At 63.0% G+C, this 15809-nt stretch carries 20 protein-coding genes; 11 read left to right on the forward strand and 9 right to left on the reverse strand.

Annotated elements, in window-relative coordinates:
* Window positions 1-74: 74 nt before the first annotated feature.
* The 3 genes from ACLFLU_RS19390 to ACLFLU_RS19400 all read right to left on the reverse strand — a co-directional run bounded on the left by ACLFLU_RS19390 (window position 75) and on the right by ACLFLU_RS19400 (window position 1340).
* Window positions 75-284: a cold-shock protein gene (locus ACLFLU_RS19390; RefSeq protein WP_027532363.1), complete on the reverse strand. Its 210-nt coding sequence runs from the start codon at window positions 282-284 to the stop codon at window positions 75-77.
* A gap of 253 nt (window positions 285-537) precedes the next feature.
* A complete protein-coding gene (locus ACLFLU_RS19395) occupies window positions 538-870 on the reverse strand; it encodes a DHCW motif cupin fold protein (RefSeq protein WP_234680701.1) in 333 nt (110 codons plus the stop codon).
* A 98-nt stretch (window positions 871-968) separates the two neighbouring features.
* Window positions 969-1340 (reverse strand): nuclear transport factor 2 family protein, encoded by a 372-nt coding sequence (locus tag ACLFLU_RS19400; RefSeq protein WP_426413755.1) that lies wholly within the window; start codon window positions 1338-1340, stop codon window positions 969-971.
* Between the two features lie 150 nt (window positions 1341-1490).
* On the opposite strand from ACLFLU_RS19400, the gene guaA reads away from it, so the two are divergent.
* Window positions 1491-3089: a glutamine-hydrolyzing GMP synthase gene (gene guaA, locus ACLFLU_RS19405; protein WP_426413756.1), complete on the forward strand. Its 1599-nt coding sequence runs from the start codon at window positions 1491-1493 to the stop codon at window positions 3087-3089.
* A gap of 88 nt (window positions 3090-3177) precedes the next feature.
* Complete coding sequence (locus ACLFLU_RS19410) at window positions 3178-3798, forward strand: HNH endonuclease (protein ID WP_426413757.1); 621 nt, start codon at window positions 3178-3180, stop codon at window positions 3796-3798.
* A gap of 36 nt (window positions 3799-3834) precedes the next feature.
* Here ACLFLU_RS19410 and ACLFLU_RS19415 read toward each other — a convergent pair whose 3' ends face one another.
* Both ACLFLU_RS19415 and ACLFLU_RS19420 read right to left on the reverse strand, forming a co-directional pair.
* Window positions 3835-4266 (reverse strand): type II toxin-antitoxin system VapC family toxin, encoded by a 432-nt coding sequence (locus ACLFLU_RS19415; RefSeq protein WP_426413758.1) that lies wholly within the window; start codon window positions 4264-4266, stop codon window positions 3835-3837.
* Window positions 4263-4562 (reverse strand): hypothetical protein, encoded by a 300-nt coding sequence (locus ACLFLU_RS19420; protein ID WP_426413759.1) that lies wholly within the window; start codon window positions 4560-4562, stop codon window positions 4263-4265. The genes ACLFLU_RS19415 and ACLFLU_RS19420 overlap by 4 nt, the downstream gene beginning before the upstream one ends.
* Window positions 4563-4845: 283 nt before the next feature.
* Between ACLFLU_RS19420 and ACLFLU_RS19425 the strand changes: the two genes are divergently transcribed.
* From ACLFLU_RS19425 to ACLFLU_RS19440, 4 genes are all read left to right on the forward strand, one after another.
* A complete protein-coding gene (locus ACLFLU_RS19425; RefSeq protein WP_426413760.1) occupies window positions 4846-5331 on the forward strand; it encodes a hypothetical protein in 486 nt (161 codons plus the stop codon).
* A 123-nt stretch (window positions 5332-5454) separates the two neighbouring features.
* The gene (locus ACLFLU_RS19430) at window positions 5455-5697 is read left to right on the forward strand and encodes a type II toxin-antitoxin system Phd/YefM family antitoxin (RefSeq protein ID WP_426413761.1); all 243 of its coding nucleotides are present in this window, start codon (window positions 5455-5457) and stop codon (window positions 5695-5697) included.
* Window positions 5698-5799: 102 nt separating this feature from the next.
* On the forward strand, window positions 5800-7041 hold the full coding sequence (locus ACLFLU_RS19435) for a serine hydrolase domain-containing protein (RefSeq protein WP_426413762.1): 1242 nt from the start codon (window positions 5800-5802) through the stop codon (window positions 7039-7041).
* A 216-nt stretch (window positions 7042-7257) separates the two neighbouring features.
* On the forward strand, window positions 7258-8139 hold the full coding sequence (locus ACLFLU_RS19440) for an AraC family transcriptional regulator (RefSeq protein ID WP_426413763.1): 882 nt from the start codon (window positions 7258-7260) through the stop codon (window positions 8137-8139).
* Window positions 8140-8198: 59 nt separating this feature from the next.
* Here the strand turns inward: ACLFLU_RS19440 and ACLFLU_RS19445 are convergent, their stop codons facing one another.
* Window positions 8199-9065: a LysR family transcriptional regulator gene (locus ACLFLU_RS19445; protein WP_426413764.1), complete on the reverse strand. Its 867-nt coding sequence runs from the start codon at window positions 9063-9065 to the stop codon at window positions 8199-8201.
* A gap of 250 nt (window positions 9066-9315) precedes the next feature.
* Here ACLFLU_RS19445 and ACLFLU_RS19450 point away from each other — a divergent pair, with 250 nt between their 5' ends.
* Both ACLFLU_RS19450 and ACLFLU_RS19455 read left to right on the forward strand, forming a co-directional pair.
* Window positions 9316-9678: a hypothetical protein gene (locus tag ACLFLU_RS19450; protein WP_426413765.1), complete on the forward strand. Its 363-nt coding sequence runs from the start codon at window positions 9316-9318 to the stop codon at window positions 9676-9678.
* Window positions 9678-10793 (forward strand): alpha/beta fold hydrolase, encoded by a 1116-nt coding sequence (locus ACLFLU_RS19455; protein ID WP_426413766.1) that lies wholly within the window; start codon window positions 9678-9680, stop codon window positions 10791-10793. Before ACLFLU_RS19450 ends, ACLFLU_RS19455 begins: the two co-directional genes overlap by 1 nt.
* Before the next feature lie 112 nt (window positions 10794-10905).
* Here the strand turns inward: ACLFLU_RS19455 and ACLFLU_RS19460 are convergent, their stop codons facing one another.
* Window positions 10906-11415: a GFA family protein gene (locus ACLFLU_RS19460; protein ID WP_426413767.1), complete on the reverse strand. Its 510-nt coding sequence runs from the start codon at window positions 11413-11415 to the stop codon at window positions 10906-10908.
* Window positions 11416-11580: 165 nt separating this feature from the next.
* On the reverse strand, window positions 11581-12081 hold the full coding sequence (locus ACLFLU_RS19465; protein WP_426413768.1) for a peptide deformylase: 501 nt from the start codon (window positions 12079-12081) through the stop codon (window positions 11581-11583).
* A 77-nt stretch (window positions 12082-12158) separates the two neighbouring features.
* On the opposite strand from ACLFLU_RS19465, the gene ACLFLU_RS19470 reads away from it, so the two are divergent.
* From ACLFLU_RS19470 to ACLFLU_RS19480, 3 genes are all read left to right on the forward strand, one after another.
* Window positions 12159-12743, forward strand: coding sequence for a TetR/AcrR family transcriptional regulator (locus ACLFLU_RS19470; protein WP_426413769.1), 585 nt, complete (start codon window positions 12159-12161; stop codon window positions 12741-12743).
* 100 nt (window positions 12744-12843) lie between these two features.
* Window positions 12844-13425, forward strand: a complete 582-nt coding sequence (locus ACLFLU_RS19475) for a DUF308 domain-containing protein (protein ID WP_426413770.1) — start codon at window positions 12844-12846, stop codon at window positions 13423-13425.
* 269 nt (window positions 13426-13694) lie between these two features.
* Window positions 13695-14921 carry an MFS transporter gene (locus ACLFLU_RS19480; RefSeq protein WP_426413771.1) on the forward strand — a complete coding sequence of 409 codons (1227 nt, stop codon included), beginning with the start codon at window positions 13695-13697 and terminating at the stop codon, window positions 14919-14921.
* 6 nt (window positions 14922-14927) lie between these two features.
* Here ACLFLU_RS19480 and ACLFLU_RS19485 read toward each other — a convergent pair whose 3' ends face one another.
* The gene (locus tag ACLFLU_RS19485; protein ID WP_426413772.1) at window positions 14928-15806 is read right to left on the reverse strand and encodes a bifunctional helix-turn-helix transcriptional regulator/GNAT family N-acetyltransferase; all 879 of its coding nucleotides are present in this window, start codon (window positions 15804-15806) and stop codon (window positions 14928-14930) included.
* Window positions 15807-15809 lie beyond the last annotated feature (3 nt).

Below are 15809 nucleotides of genomic sequence, written 5' to 3' on the forward strand. Positions count from 1 at the left end.
TCCCGGTCGCGGGGTCTTTCGAACTCTACGATCTGCCGGTACGTCCGTGGTCAGATCGCGAATTGCGCGGTCAACTAGCCGGCGCGGAGGTTGTCGGCCGAGGACTTGCCGCTGCGGCGGTCCGCAACGATGTCGAAGGAGACCTTCTGGCCCTCGTTGAGGGTCGACAGACCAGCGCGCTCAACGGCGCTGATGTGAACGAAGACGTCCTTTGCGCCGTCATCCGGCTGGATGAAGCCAAAGCCCTTTTGGTTGTTGAACCACTTCACGGTGCCCATTGCCATAGTCATTTCCTTTCAATTGACGATGCACTCAGGGGGACAAATGCACATTGCTGCGCCCATCGTCCCGGTTGGTCGATTTTGGAGAAATACCTGAAACGTGCTCGCCCATGGAAATGAGACGGAGCGGCCCAGTCGTTCGGCCAAGGATCGATCATCACAATCTAGCGATTTTTTGGGGCAACTTCAAGGCACCACGCGCTCGTGGCGAGCCGCGCGAGCTTTGCTATTTTGCGCTGCACACCGCGCGGTTCCGTCAGTCAACGATGAAGAGAGTAGCACCCACCGCCGTCGATGAGCGATGCGCGGCGTCGCCAAAGTCCGAGACCTGGTAGCTCATCCCCGCCGTGAGCTTGAACTTGCGCCCGTCGCGCAGCTCGCTGTCGAGCTCGCCCGCGAGCACGTACAGCACGTGGCCGCGGTCGCACCAATGATCGGCGAGATAGCCCGGCGAATACTCCACCATCCGCACCCGGAGATCGCCGATGTTGAGCGTGCGCCACAGCGCCTGTCCGGTCTCACCGGGATGCGTGGTGGCCTCGACCTTGCTCCAGTCGGTGACGGTGAAGGGCGAGGTGGGGAGTTTCATGGGGAGGGTCCTTGAATTCGACTGGCGCCGCAGATTCAGTCGGCTCTGCAGCGAACGCAATTAGCAACAACATACTCCGTGACGGGGAGGGAGCAACGTCACTGCACCAGATGATTCGCTGATCCCTGCACGATCAGCCCCGCATCATTCACCCGCAGATATTCGCAGATCTTCTTCCCCCGCTCGTTCTCGTAAAACACCACCAGGCTGTCAGGGCTGACGTAGACGTCGATCAGCGAAAAATGCAGGTCCGGCAAAAGCTCAAGCGCCTTGCCCCAATAGGCGCGCAAAGCATCCTTGCTGCGCACGGTGCCGCTCGGATCAATCCGCATCGCGGGAATGCGGTCCGAGGTCATCACGGCCGCCTCGTCATAGAGCGAGAGCACGCGCTCGAGGTCGCGCGCGTTCCAGGCCTCGACCCAGGTCCGGCCGAGCGCGGCGAGCGTTGATGGCTGATGGTGCTGTGACATTGGCATTCTCCCTGATTGGGCCCTGGTTCATGGTGGGGCAAATTAGGTCAATAATACTTACCTATATGCGTTTGTCCATGCCCAAAGAAGAATGTGGGCGCGCGCGCCCGCGCGGTTGCGGGCAGGGGGCTCATCGCGTATCTGCTTGCCATGACAGCAGCACAGAACGACCGCTCCGCGTCGACGCCCTCCGTGGCCTCGGCGCACGACAAGATTCTCATCGTCGACTTCGGCAGCCAGGTGACGCAGCTGATTGCGCGTCGCGTGCGTGAGGACGGCGTCTATTGCGAGATCGTCCCGTTCAACAAGGCCGAAGAAGCCTTCAAGGAGATGAAGCCGAAAGCGGTGATTCTCTCCGGGGGCCCGGAGTCGGTGCATGAGGCAGGCTCGCCCCGCGCCCCGCAGCTGATCTTCGCCTCCGGCGTGCCCGTGATGGGCATCTGCTACGGCCAGATGACCATGGCCGAGCAACTCGGCGGCACCATCGAGGGTGGCCATCACCGCGAGTTCGGCCGCGCCGATGTCGAGGTGAAAGCCGAGAGCAAGCTGTTCGAGGACGTCTGGTCATCAGGCAGCAAGAACCAGGTCTGGATGAGCCATGGCGATCGCATCACAAAGATGCCGCCGGGCTTCTCCGTCGCCGGCACTTCGCCGAACGCGCCCTTCGCGATCATCCAGGACGAGACGCGCAAGTACTACGGCCTGATGTTCCACCCCGAAGTGGTGCACACGCCCGATGGCGCCAAGCTGATCCGCAATTTCGTGCGCAAGATCGCGGGCCTCACCGGCGACTGGACCATGCGCGCCTTCCGCGAGGAGGAGATCGCGAAGATCCGCGCCCAGGTCGGCAAGGGCAAGGTGATCTGCGGCCTCTCCGGCGGCGTCGATTCGGCCGTCGCGGCCGTGCTGATTCATGAGGCCATCGGTGACCAGCTGACGTGTGTGTTCGTCGATCACGGCATGCTGCGCCTCGACGAAGCCAAGACCGTGGTCGACCTGTTCCGCCACCACTACAACATCCCGCTCGTGCACGTGGATGCGTCGAAGCAGTTCCTGGGCGAGCTCGAAGGCGTCACCGACCCCGAAACCAAGCGCAAGACCATCGGCCGTCTCTTCATCGAGGTGTTCGAGCAGGAAGCCAAGAAGCTCGGCGGCGCCGACTTCCTGGCGCAAGGCACGCTCTACCCCGACGTGATCGAGAGCGTCTCCTTCACCGGCGGACCTTCAGTCACCATCAAGTCGCACCACAATGTCGGCGGTCTGCCCGAGCGCATGAACATGAAGCTCGTCGAGCCCCTGCGCGAGCTGTTCAAGGACGAGGTGCGCAAGTTAGGGCGCGAGTTCGGCCTCCCCGAAATCTTCGTCGGCCGCCACCCGTTCCCGGGCCCCGGCCTCGCCATCCGCTGTCCCGGCGACATCACGAAGGACAAGCTCGACATCCTGCGCAAGGCCGACGCCGTTTACATCGATCAGATCCGCAAGCACGGCCTCTACGATGACATCTGGCAGGCCTTCGCCGTGCTGCTCCCCGTGAAAACCGTCGGCGTCATGGGCGACGGCCGCACGTATGACTATGTGGTTGGCCTCCGCGCCGTCACCTCGACCGACGGCATGACCGCGGACTTCTACCAGTTCGACATGAAGTTTCTCGGCGAGACCGCCACGCGCATCATCAACGAGGTGAAGGGCGTGAACCGGGTGGTGTATGATGTGACGAGCAAGCCGCCTGGGACGATTGAGTGGGAGTAGGGGGCGAGACCCTGCCACCCGTCCAACGCCGCTATCCAGCTCCATTGTCAGGTCAACTAGGAAGGTTGGCGGGCCCATGGAGGTTGCTATGGCGCGAGCGCAGAACGTCGATAATCTTCCGTCAAGAGGCGAAATATTCGAGTTCTGGAAGGATCGCATCGTTGAAGCGGTGCGATGGATTGACTGGGGCGAACCCAGTTGTTGGGCCTGCGGATTTCACTACCGCCCCAAGTACGACATCAAACGATCAGATGCGAGTTGGGATGAAATCCTCCGCTGCTGGGATCGCATTCCCCTTCAACGCTGCCACATCGTAGCTCGCTCGCTGGGAGGCAGCGACGACGTCTCGAACCTATTTTTGATGTGCCGCGAGTGTCACGATCGGATGCCGAATACATGCATTCCCGAGATATTCTTCGAGTGGGCAAAAGCTCAGAGCTGGAATGCGCGGGAGGATTCGAAGATCCAGGATGCGCTGAAAGCGTTCAAAATTGAAGAGACAATTGTGCCTGTTTTGGACGAGGTGCTGAACTCCGAAGATTTCAGGGCTTGGACCGGTGGTAAGATGGGGCTGCATTGGCCTCAATCGAATTATGCGCCGGTTTCGTCGCGCCTGACACCCGCGACGTTGGTGGGGCTTGCCTTCTATTATCTCCGCGCATTCGGGAGCGGTCGGTCCAGAGCTGGTGGGAACAGCAAACGAGGCTGATTGGACCCGCGTCGCCCACTGATCCTGCAAGCCGCATCAGGCTTTTCCGCGTACCGGATTTAGTACCTTGAGCCCGGTGAAATCCTTTTCGTTGTCTGTCACCACCACACAGTCGTTTGCGTCGGCCACCGCGGCGATGATCATGTCGAGCGCGCTTCGCGGTTTTCCCTCAATTTTGCCCTCGGCCATCAGCTGGGCCCAGACAAGTCCCGCCTTGTCGTCAAAGGATAGGATGCGGCCGGCAAAAAGCGCCTGCGGTCCTTCAGGCCCGGAAAACCAATTGTCGAGGATGTCGCGCTTCTTGCCGCGCGGCTTCTCCAAAATGCCGCGACGGATTTCTCCAACGGTTAGAGAAGCGATGAATAGATCGTCGTCGCGCTGCGTCGACATCCATGACAGCAAAGATTCTGATGGCCGCGGTTTGACGACGTTGCTGATGATGTTGGTATCGAGGAGGTAGCGCGTCACAGGTTGGCCTTGCGTCCCTTTTCGCGAGGTCGTGAAAGATCGAGATCGGCCCCCACAAGTGGTGAACGACGCAATGCGGCAAGAATACCGCCGGGCTTCGGCGGCTCGCCCGCGATCGACTTGCTCACGGCGGCGCGAAGCTCCGAGGACTCCGGTGTATCCTCTGACAGGCGTTTTGCGAACGAACGGATAAGGTCGCGATCGGCGTCCCGACCGAGGACTTCAAAACGGGCCAAACCGCGCTTGCCGAGGCGGGATCGATAATTCTCGATGGCACGCTTCTGTGAATTTCCCATACGCCCTCAGCAGTCTTTCCAGTAATATATCCAGAAACGCGGATCTATGCAAGCTGCTGCAAGGTTGGGTGCTGCCTTCCTGATCGTCGCGCAGTACCTCGGCACAAACGCGAGACGTTCGCGCCGCCGTCGGGGGCTGGACTGCAACCTTTAGGTGAGACACGATAATTACAGTAAGTAGGATGGGTAGAGCCATTGTGGTCGGATTGATGGGTATCGCTTTGCTCCACCCGTCCTTCGAACTCTGGCAAGCAGGCTATGTCGATCGTAGCGGAGGGGTTGCATGGGTGAGGACGACAAGAAGAAGGAATTCGTTGAACGGGTAGGGCAGCACTTTCAGAAGATCACGCCTCGACTGAATAAAGAAATGGCGATGATCGCAGAACTGTCATGGGATGAGGAAGCGAGATTCCTCCTGATTGAATATGACGCGTCACGGTTTAGCGATGAATTTTTTGTAGCACTGTGGGCGATGGATGCCGATGGCGAACCTGTCGACCGGGAGGGGCATTGGTTTCTGAAGGGCCGGACGGTCGTCGTTCCCTCCGAAATTTATGATGATGAGAAATATGAGGCGATTGAACCGGGGGAAACGGCTTCAGTGCTTCTGGAGCAATGGTTCGCCCAAGCGTGGCGTGCCCATGGGCCCAAGGCGCTTCCGGCGTACATCGGCCACCACGACGACTATTTCAAGATTGATCTGGCCACAAGCGGACAGGTGAATTGGGACAGCATCGTTGCGCGAGCAAAGGCTGGGCTCGCCTCATAGTCTCGCAATTCGTGAGCGCGCAGGATAGGGAGAGCCTAGCGAAACCCGTCGCGTCGGAAGAACGATTGATGGGTTTCTGCTTCCGCGCGACCCTTCCTTCGACCGAGTGGGGGGAGGTGCGCCGTGCGCGAAGTTCGACTCCATGACGCAAGGGCCAATCTCTCTGCGATCGTCAATGACGCGATCGATGGCAAACCTGTCGTGATCATGCGCCGCGGAAAAAAGCAGGCGGTGGTCCTGGGCTCGGACGAGTGGCTGCGGCTATCGCAAGTCCCGGGCTTTGGGCGCGCCTTCCAATGCATCGTCCGCGAATGCGGGGGACTTGCCGGATCGCCACCGAGCAAGGTTGAGCAAAACAAATTCTGACCTCCATATTGATCGCCGGGCAGGTGCCCAGCGCTTGCGTCAGATGTCCGTCCCGCGCTCCCATGCTACGACTTCAGGATCGCCTCTCTGGAGCCAGCGTTGATGTCCGTCCCGCCCGCCCAACCCACCCCCACCGACCCCGAAACCCTTGGCTGGATGCGCGGCTTCCCGCCGGCGCCGGACCGGACCATCACCTTCCAGAACGGCTCGTTCCGCAGCTTCCCGGAACTGCGTTGGGCCTGGAGCAACATCCGCCAGTTGGTGCCGACGGTGAATGTCTGGCGTGGGGCGGGGCCTGCGTCGCCACTGCCGCGCGCGGATCAGGACATCGGCGCGGTCGCCTCGATCACCATGGACGGGCGTCCCATGACCTTCGCAAACATGCTGGAGGAGACCTACACCGACGGCATCGCCGTGCTGCATCGTGGCAAGCTGATCTATGAGCGCTATTTCGGTGCGCTGAGGCCGCACAAGCCGCATATCGCGATGTCGGTGACGAAGTCGTTCACCGGTACGCTTGCCGGCATCCTGATCGCGGAGGGCGAAATCGATCCGCAGGCGCCGGTCACGGATTATGTGCCGGAGCTGAACAGCAGTGCTTTCGGTGACGCGCGCGTGCACGAGGCCATGGATATGACCACGGGGCTCGAATACACCGAGGTCTACACCGATAAGAACTCGCATGTCTGGGGCTTGCGGCGTGCCAACGGCATGGCGCCGATCCCGCCTGATTATGATGGCCCGACCACGATCTTCGATTTCCTTGTGTCGCAGAAGAAGCAGGGCGAACATGGCAGGGCGTTCTCGTACAAGACGGTCAACACCGACGTGCTCGCCTGGATCTGCCGGCGCGCCAGCGGCATGACGCTGTCTGATCTTCTTTCCGAGCGGATCTGGGCGCCCATGGGCGCGGAGGAGGACGCGCATTATCACGTCGATCGCATCGGCACCGAGAGCGGCGGCGGCGGCCTCTCGACCTGCTTGCGTGACCTTGCGCGCTTCGGCGAGACCATGCGCAATCACGGCCGCTTCAACGGCCGCCAGATCGTCCCATCATCCGTGGTCGAGGACATCGCGCGCGGCGGCGATCCCGAAAAGTTCAAGCCGGCCGGCTACACCACGTTGCCCGGCGCTTCCTACCGCAATCAATGGTGGGTCACGCACAATGCGCACGGCGCCTACATGGCGCGCGGTGTTCACGGCCAGGGCATCTATATCGATCCCAGGTGCGAGATGGTGATCGCGCGCTACGCCTCGCACCCGGTCGCGGGCAATGCCGCCAACGATCCCGTGACGCTGCCGGCGTATATGGCATTGGCGAAGGAGTTGATGGCGGGCGGATAAACGTGTGGGGTGCCGCGACGACCTGGCACCCTCGTAGCCCGGATGGAGCGAAGCGTAATCCGGGGCGAGCCGGACCGTATCGCGCAACTGCCTGGGTGGCGCGAATCCCGGATTGCGCTTCGCTCCATTCGGGCTACGGATTCATCTCAAACCGCAAGATCGGTCGAGCAAATCACCACCGTCAGCGCCTAACTGGAGCCGCCACGGAGGAAGACGATGACGGCGGTACTGCAAAACTATCAGGCCCGGATGCGGCGGGTGCTGGATCATATCGACCGGCATCTCGACGCTGATCTGGACCTGGACAGCTTAAGCGCTGTCGCGGCGTTCTCGAAGTTTCATTTCCACCGGCAGTTCATGGCGACCTTCGGTCTATCAGTGCATCGCTATGTCCAGCTGGCTCGCATGAAGCGCGCGTCGCATCAGCTGGCCTACAATGAGACCCTTGATGTCACCGACATCGCGATGGATGCCGGGTACGACGCACCTGACGCCTTCGCCCGTGCCTTTCGGCAACGGTTCGGGCAATCGCCGTCGTCGTTCCGGAAATCGCCGGACTGGGAGCCGTGGCGTGCGGCCTTCGGGCCTCTCGACAATGCGAGGAGCAAGCTCATGCAGAAGAATTTTACGACTGACGACGTGACGATACGCGATGTGCAGCCCACGCGGGTGGCGATCATGGAGCATCGGGGGAGCCCTGAGACACTCGGTGATACGATCCGGCGGTTTGTCGCCTGGCGCAGGGCCGCCGGCCTGCATCCCAGGACAAATCCGACCTTCAATGTCTGGCATTCCGAGGGGCGTCCCGCGCAGCAGGACGAATATAGCATCGACCTTTGTGTCGGGACCGACCAGCCGATCGAGGCGAACGGTGAAGCGATCAAGGCCGGCGAGATCCCCGGCGGACGCTGCGCGGTGCTCCGCGTCGTCGGCTACACCGACAATCTGGAGCCCGCCGCGCTCTACCTTTATCGCGACTGGCTTCCGGCCAGCGGCGAGGAAGCGCGCGACTTCCCGATCTATTGCCAGCGGTTGAGCCTGTTCCCCGAGGTGCCGGAGCATGAGGCCGTCGCGGACGTTTTCCTGCCGCTGAAATAGCGGAGGGCGCCTGGCTAGGATGGGTAGAGCGAAGCGAAACCCATTCTACACGTCGCTTGCTAAGCCGCCGCGATGCCCTGCTCCAGGGCCTGTTTTTCACGCCGGAACGCCTCGGTGATCGCGTTCGAGACAGCCTTGATGCGCGCCGCGCGGCGCATGTCCTGATGCATGATCATCCACAGCGCGCGCCGTACGGGCGCTCTGTCGGGCCACACACGGACGACATCGCCCGCGCGATCGCCGAGAACGCAGATCACTTCAGCGATGCCGGTGTGGCTTGCCGCCGCGCGAAGCTGGATGAACGGGCTGTCGCAGCGAAGCGCAATGCGCGCGCCTTCGAACTGCTCGCCCATGAAAAACGGGCCCATCGCGGCCGGCGTGCCGCTGTAGGCGATCAGGTCGTAATCCGCCAAGCCCTGGCCCTGTTTCGGAATGCCCTTGCTCGCCAGATAGCGCTTCGAGGCGTAGAGCGAGAAGGCGACCTCGCCAAGCTTGCGGCAAATCAGGTCCGAGGCCGTGGGCCGCGCGAACCTGACGGCGAGGTCGGCTTCGCGCCGCGCGATGTCGAGCGTGCGAGTGCCGATCATCAGATCAACGCGCAGCTCCGGATGGGTCTTGCGCAACGCCGCGATCGCCGGCGCGACCAGTTGATAGCCGAGCGCCTCGGTCGTGGCGACCCGGACCGAACCCTTGAGCAGCGCGTCGTGGCCCGCGACGATGCGCTCGAGATCCGAGGCGGCGCTCTCCATCGCCGCGCATTGGCGCAGGATGGCTTCTCCGGCTGACGTCGTCACGAAGCCGTCCGGGTTGCGGTTCAGCAAGGTCACGCCGAGTTGCTTCTCGAGCAGCGCAATCCGCCGCCCCACCGTGACATGACCGACGCCCAGCGTGCGCGCCGCCGCCGAGAGGCTGCCGGCGCGCGACACGGCGAGAAAGAAACGGATGTCGTCCCACTGCCAGTTCATGCGCTTCCCCTGTTCATTTCCGAACAACATATGTGAACAAATCGACCATACAAGCTGCGCGCCCAGCTTCTATGTGAACCGGGCGCCGCCAAAGCGGCCGCGATCGATGTTTCAAACAAGGAAGCCCGCCATGATCGCCAGCACTGGAACGACGGGCGCTCTGCGCAGTGTCGTCGTCGCACTCACTCTCGCTTTGACAGGAGGTTCGTTCATGACCAATCCCGCCGCCGCCCAGGCTCAAGCCTCATCGCCAACCGTAACTGGCGTCCTCGTCATCCTGACCGTGAAGCAGGGCGTCGCCCGCGAGCAGGTGATGGCGGTGCTGCCGGCAGAAATTCGCGCGACGGTGCAGCTCTATCTCGGTGGGAAAATCCGCGAATGGTATTCGCGCGGCGACGGTCGCGGCGTCGTCTTCCTGCTCGATACGAAGGACGTCGCAGAGGCGCAGGCGATCATGGATGGGTTGCCGCTCGGCAAGGAGCATCTGATGGATCACGACTACATCCCCGTCGGTCCGCTCCAGCCGCTCGGCTTACTGATGGCCAGCCCTGCCGCGGCGAAGGAGGCCAAGTGATGTCGAGAGAAACCGCACTGTCCCGACGCGACATGCTGTGGGCGGCGGGTGCGTTCACCGCAGGTGTCGCATTCGCGCAGCCGTCGCGCGCTGCCGCGGCCGAGCTGGCGGCGGCAAACTCCGAGCCGGCATCCTGGGTCGATCCGGCGATGCCGGACGTGAGGCATCGCATGATCGAAACCAACGGCATTCGCCTTCACATTGCCGAGCAGGGCGAAGGTTCGCTCGTCATTCTCTGTCACGGTTTTCCGGAGTGCTGGTATTCCTGGCGACATCAACTCGGAGCGCTGGCGAAGGCCGGCTTCCACGCGGTGGCGCCGGACCTGCGCGGCTATGGGCGTAGCGACCGTCCCGATGAGGTGGAGAAGTATACGATCCTGCACGACATCGGCGACATCGTGGGTCTGGTCGATGCCCTGGGCGCCAGGCAGGCCGTGATTGCCGGCCACGACATCGGCGCGGCGATAGCGTGGCAGGCGGCCTTGCTGCGCCCCGACCGCTTCTCAGCTGTGATTGCGATGAGCCCGCCGTTTCGGCCGCGGGCGTTTGGCGACAGCGCGGCGCCGCCGACCACGCTGATGCCGCGCAACGAGGATGCGGTGTTCTACCAGCTCTTCCTTCAGACGCCGGAGGCCGAAGCCGGGCTGGGGCGCGATCTGCGCCGCACCTTTCGCTCCCAGCTCTATCTGCAATCCGGCGACAGGCCGGCGTCGGCGGCCGGCGGATTTGCGGCCGGCATGGTGCCGCGGAAAGGCAATGTCCTGGCCGATCCGCCGTCGCTGCCACCCTGGATCACGGAGGCCGACATCAACGTCTATGTCGAGGCGTTTGCGCGGAGTGGATTCCACGGCCCGCTTGCCTGGTGGCGCAATGTCGATCGCGGCTGGGAGCTCATGGCCGCCTTCAACGGGGCGATGGTCACCGTGCCCGCGCTCTATCTCGTCGGCGACCGCGATTTCGTCGCTGCTGCGTTTCGAGAAGACATCGCAAAGCAGGCGGCATTCGTTCCAAATCTCAGGCCAGCGATCATTCTGCGGGACTGCGGACACTGGACCCAGCAGGAACGCGCGCCGGAGGTCAGCACCGCCATGATCGACTTCCTCCGGAGTGTGTAGGCAAGCCGGTCGGATGGGTCGTTGGTAGGATGGGTAGAGCGCAGCGAAACCCATCATCGCTCCGCGCCAAGGGAGTCGATGGGTTTCGCTGCGCTCCACCCCTTCTACGCGTTCATCGCCGCAGCGCCATGGCAATGCGCGAGGCGAGAAGCTTCGCGGCGAAGCCCGCAGCGAAACCCCGCGAGATTGGCACGTCGTTCGGAAGGACAACACCATCGGGCTTGAATTTCGTACAGATCCGGTACTGGAGGGGCGGGAGCTCGCCGTGAAATCGGGCTCTGTAGGTCGACACCCAATGCAGGCCTTTGTCGAAACTCATGAACATCGCCGAATTGCAACATGTGGCGACAACCCTGTTGGTCCGCGACGTTTCCCTGAGTTTGTAAGGCCTGAGCAACTCGGCTCCCTTGGAGCATTCGAAGCGGTCTGTTCGATAGAGTATATAGGCCGTCCCGCCATCGGAATCGCGTACGGCGGGTGCATTTGGCAGAGTTTCGATCTGGGCCGCCCCCTTCTGGCAGTCGTCGCAATAGCAGGCGGCGCTGGCGATCGGCCTGCCGAACGCCCGGAGTTCGACGCTGCCGCAGGCGCATGATGCGATCATGCTGGGGGAGTGGGTCATCTGGTCACCAAGTGATACGGTTGATAATGCAAGCGTAAGCACCGTGCAGGGTGGATTAGCCCGCGGCTGCGCGGGGCGCAGTCCGCTGGCGTAATCCACCTCTTTAGCGTCCGCGGGAAGAGACAGCGGTGGGTTACGCCTTCGGCTAACCCACCCTACGACGTCCTATGAGTCCCGCGAGATCTTCTCGAACTTCTTCACCAGCCGCTCCCGCTTGAGCCGCGACAGCCGCTGGATCCAGAACATCCCATCGAGCTGATCGATCTCGTGCTGATGGCACACGGCGCGCAAGCCGTCGGACTCCTCGCTGTGCGTGCTGCCGTCGACATCCTGATAACTGATCCTCACGCGCGCGTGGCGCTGCACCTCGTCGTTGACGCCGGGCATCGAAACGCTGCCTTCGCGGTGCATGATCAATTCGGGCGAGGCCCATTCGATCTCGGGATTGACGTAGGTGCGCACGCCGTTCTTGGCGTCGAGTTCGAGCACGACGACGCGCAAGGGCACGCCGATATGCGGCGCCGTGATGCCGATGCCGGGCGCGGCGCGCATCGTCTCCAGCAGGTCGCCTGCCAGCTCGCGCAAGCCGTCGTCGAAGGCGGTGACGGGGCGGGCGGGCATGGCGAGCCGCCGGTCTGGGTAGCGGACGATCGGGCGAATGGTCATGCAGGCTCCCTACCACTCACGGGGGAGTGAAGCACCCCGTTCTTGACGCCCTACCAACTGGAAGGTAGTTAACTGCCATGAGCAACGCTTCCTCGACCGCCGACGACATCCTGGCCTGCGCCCGCACGCTGATCATTGCAGGCGGCTATAACGGCTTCAGCTACGCCGACGTCGCCGAAATCGTCGGCATCCGCAAGCCGAGCATCCACCACCATTTCGCCAGCAAGGTCGACCTGGTCCGCACCCTGGTGTCGCGCTATCGCGAGGAGGCCGAGGCGGGACTGGCAGCGCTCGAGCGCAACATTCCGGACCCGCGCGAGCAGCTCAGAAACTATGTCGGGTATTGGGAAGCGTGCATCGGCGATGCGACGGCGCCTTTCTGTGTCTGTGCGCTGCTGGCCAGCGAGATCCCGATCCTGCCGGAGGAGGTGGTGCTCGAAGTGCGCTCGCATTTCCGCTCGCTGGCGTCCTGGCTGACGTCGGTGATGGAGCGCGGCAAGCGGAAGGGGCAGCTCAAACTCTCCGGCACGGCCCGAGTCGAGGCCGAAGGATTCATGGCGACCATTCACGGCGCGATGCTGTCGGCGCGCGCCTATCGCGATCCAAAGATGTTCAGTGTGATCACCGCGCCGCTGCTGGATCGGCTGACTACGAAACACTGAGAGACGTTGGCGAGACGTCAACGTCACCCCGCAGGCATCGGGGTGAAGGCGTCTTGCTGTGTGCGAAAACTACCAACTAGTCGGTAAAGGACTGAAGGCAATGGTTCACTATCAAATGGATCTCGTTCGTGACGATCGCGAGCAATGGCTCAAACAATACTACTTCCTTCGCGCGGCATTCTCCGTCGCCTGGGTCATTGCCGCGTTTGCCGTCGCGCCGTTGTCTGCGGCGATCGCGGGCGCCTTGCTCGTGCTCTATCCGGCATGGGACGCCGCGGCCAATTTCGTGGACGCCTTGCGCAGCGGCGGGCTCACGCAAAACCGCACGCAGGCGCTGAACGTTGTGGTCAGCCTCGCAACCACCATCGCGGTCGTCGTCGCCTTGCAGACGAGCACGAACTGGGTGCTCGGCGTCTTCGGCGCATGGGCGATCCTGTCCGGCTTGCTTCAATTGGGGACGGCGATCCGGCGCTGGAAAAGTTTTGGCGCGCAATGGGCCATGGTGCTCAGCGGTGGTCAGTCGGCGCTCGCGGGCGGCTTCTTCATCGCGCAGGCTTTGACGCCGGCGGTGCCGTCGATCGCGAATGTCGCGGGCTATGCCGGGGTCGGCGCGATCTACTTCCTGGTCTCGGCCGTATGGCTCACCGTCAGCGACTGGCACCGCAGCAGGCAGCAGGGGTGATGCGATCGGATTGTCGGGATGATGGCATCATGCCGGTGTTTTGCCCGACGTGTCAAATCGCGGCTTGATACCGTGGACTCTCGGTCTCGCAAACGGCGCGCATCGTAAGTCACTGATCCAGCTGCTGCCGGCTACTGTGCATGGGGTTGTTTTCGCCAGTTTTTGGCGTGGCAGCATAAAATTCGCGAGGAATAAATAATCAGGCTATCCTGTCTGCTTTCGCCATTCCCATTCGTCTTCCACCCAGACAGACCTGACGGGAGACAACAATGCCTGCTTCCTCTTATCGCTGGGTGATCGTCGCCGCCGGCGGCCTGCTTGGCTGCGTCGCGATCGGCGGCATGTTTTCGCTGCCGGTGTTCTTGCAGCCGATCGCCAAGGACACCGGCTGGTCGGTGACCGGCATCTCCAGCGCGATGACGATCGGCTTTCTGGCGATGGCCCTCACCAGCATGGCCTGGGGCACGCTGACGGATAAGTTTGGTCCGCTGCCGGTGGTGCTGACGGGATCGATCGTGCTGGCGCTCAGCCTGTTCGCTGCGAGCCATGCGACCTCGCTGATCGTGTTCCAGTTCGTGTTCGGCCTGCTGGTCGGCGCCTCCTGCGCTGCGATCTTCGCGCCGATGATGGCGACCGTCACCGGCTGGTTCGACACCCATCGCGGCCTCGCGGTCTCGCTGGTGTCGGCCGGGATGGGCGTGGCGCCGATGACGATGGCGCCGTTCGCCGCCTGGCTGGTGTCCAACCACGACTGGCGTACCGCGATGCAGATCGTGGCGCTGGTGGTCGCTGTCATCATGATCCCGGTCGCGCTCCTGGTCCGCCGTCCGCCGGCGCTGGCGCATCCGCCGGTCGCGGTAGCCGGTCAGAGCGGCCCGCAATCCGAGATGACGGTGGGCGAAGCGTTGCGCTCGCCGCAATTTCTGATCCTGCTCGCCACCAATTTCTTCTGCTGCGCCACCCATTCCGGCCCGATCATCCACACCGTCAGCTATGCCGTGAGCTGTGGCATTCCGCTGATCTCGGCGGTGACGATCTACAGCGTCGAAGGGCTCGCCGGCCTCGGCGGCCGCATCGCCTTCGGCCTGATGGGCGATCGGCTCGGCGCCAAGCGCGTGCTGGTCTCGGGCCTGTTCGCGCAAGCCTTCGGCGCGCTCGCCTATGTCTTTGCCCATGAGCTCACGACCTTCTATGCGGTCGCGACGGTGTTCGGCTTCATCTATGCCGGCACCATGCCGCTCTATGCGGTGATCATCCGCGAAAATTTTCCGCTCAAGATGATGGGCACCGTGATCGGCGGCACCGCGATGGCCGGCAGCCTCGGCATGGCGACCGGACCGCTCGCCGGCGGTATGATCTACGACGCGTTTTCCAGCTACGCCTGGCTCTACATCGGCTCCTGGGCGATGGGTCTCGGCGCCTTCCTGATGGCGATGACGTTCCGGCCGTTCCCCAAGCCGCAAGCCGAGCCGGCGCCGGCGGCGGTGGCGGCGTGACGCGAGCTACGACCGGATCTGTTTCTCGAAGAACAGATCCGGATACGGGTCGTCGTTGAAGCGCGGGATTTCGCGCCAGCCGGTCGTGCGGTAGAGCTGGCCGGCTTCCGGCAGCGCGCTGTTGGTGTCGAGCCGCAGCAGCGCGATGCCGAGCGTGCGTGCGGCATCCTCGGCGGCATCCATCAGGCGTTTGCCGAGCCCCAATCCGCGCGCGGAGGGCGCGACCCACAGTCGCTTGATCTCGGCGTAGCCGTGCTCCGTTCCCTTCAGGCCGACGCAGCCGATCGGCAGCGTGTCCGACATCGCGACGATGAAGCTGCCGCGCGGCCGGCGCATGTCCTTGGCATCGGGGTCGCGCGAGAGCGAGACGTCAAAGCCCTGTTTGAAGCGGCGACCGAGCTCGGCGTAATATTCCCGAAGACAATAGCGCGCCTCGTCGCTGCGCGGATTCATCTCGGCGAGCGTGACACGATCGCGCGTCAGCGCAGACGCGATCAGATCCATCGCCGCGAGCAGCGCCTCGGCTTGCGCATTGCGGGCGAGAAGGCTCTCGGCCTGCCTGTTCGACAGCGCCTCATAGGCCGCGAATTCGCGCTTGCCGGCGCGGGTCAGGCTGGCCACGCGGCGTCGCGCATCGTTCTCATGCGCTTGCGTCTCGATTAACCCTTCATCTTCCAGGCTGCGCAACAGCCGGCTCATCAGCCCGGAATCAAGGCCGAGATAGTCGCGGATTTCGCCGATTTCGGAGCGTCCCTGTCCGATCGCATTGAGTACACGCGCCGCGCCGAGCGGCCGGCCGCGCCCGAGGAATGAATTGTCGAGCGCGCCGACAGCGGAGGTCACGGCACGGTTGAAGCGGCGGACGCGGGAGACGGGATCGAGCATTGT

The organism is Bradyrhizobium ganzhouense (genome assembly GCF_049949285.1).
Lineage (GTDB): Bacteria > Pseudomonadota > Alphaproteobacteria > Rhizobiales > Xanthobacteraceae > Bradyrhizobium > Bradyrhizobium ganzhouense.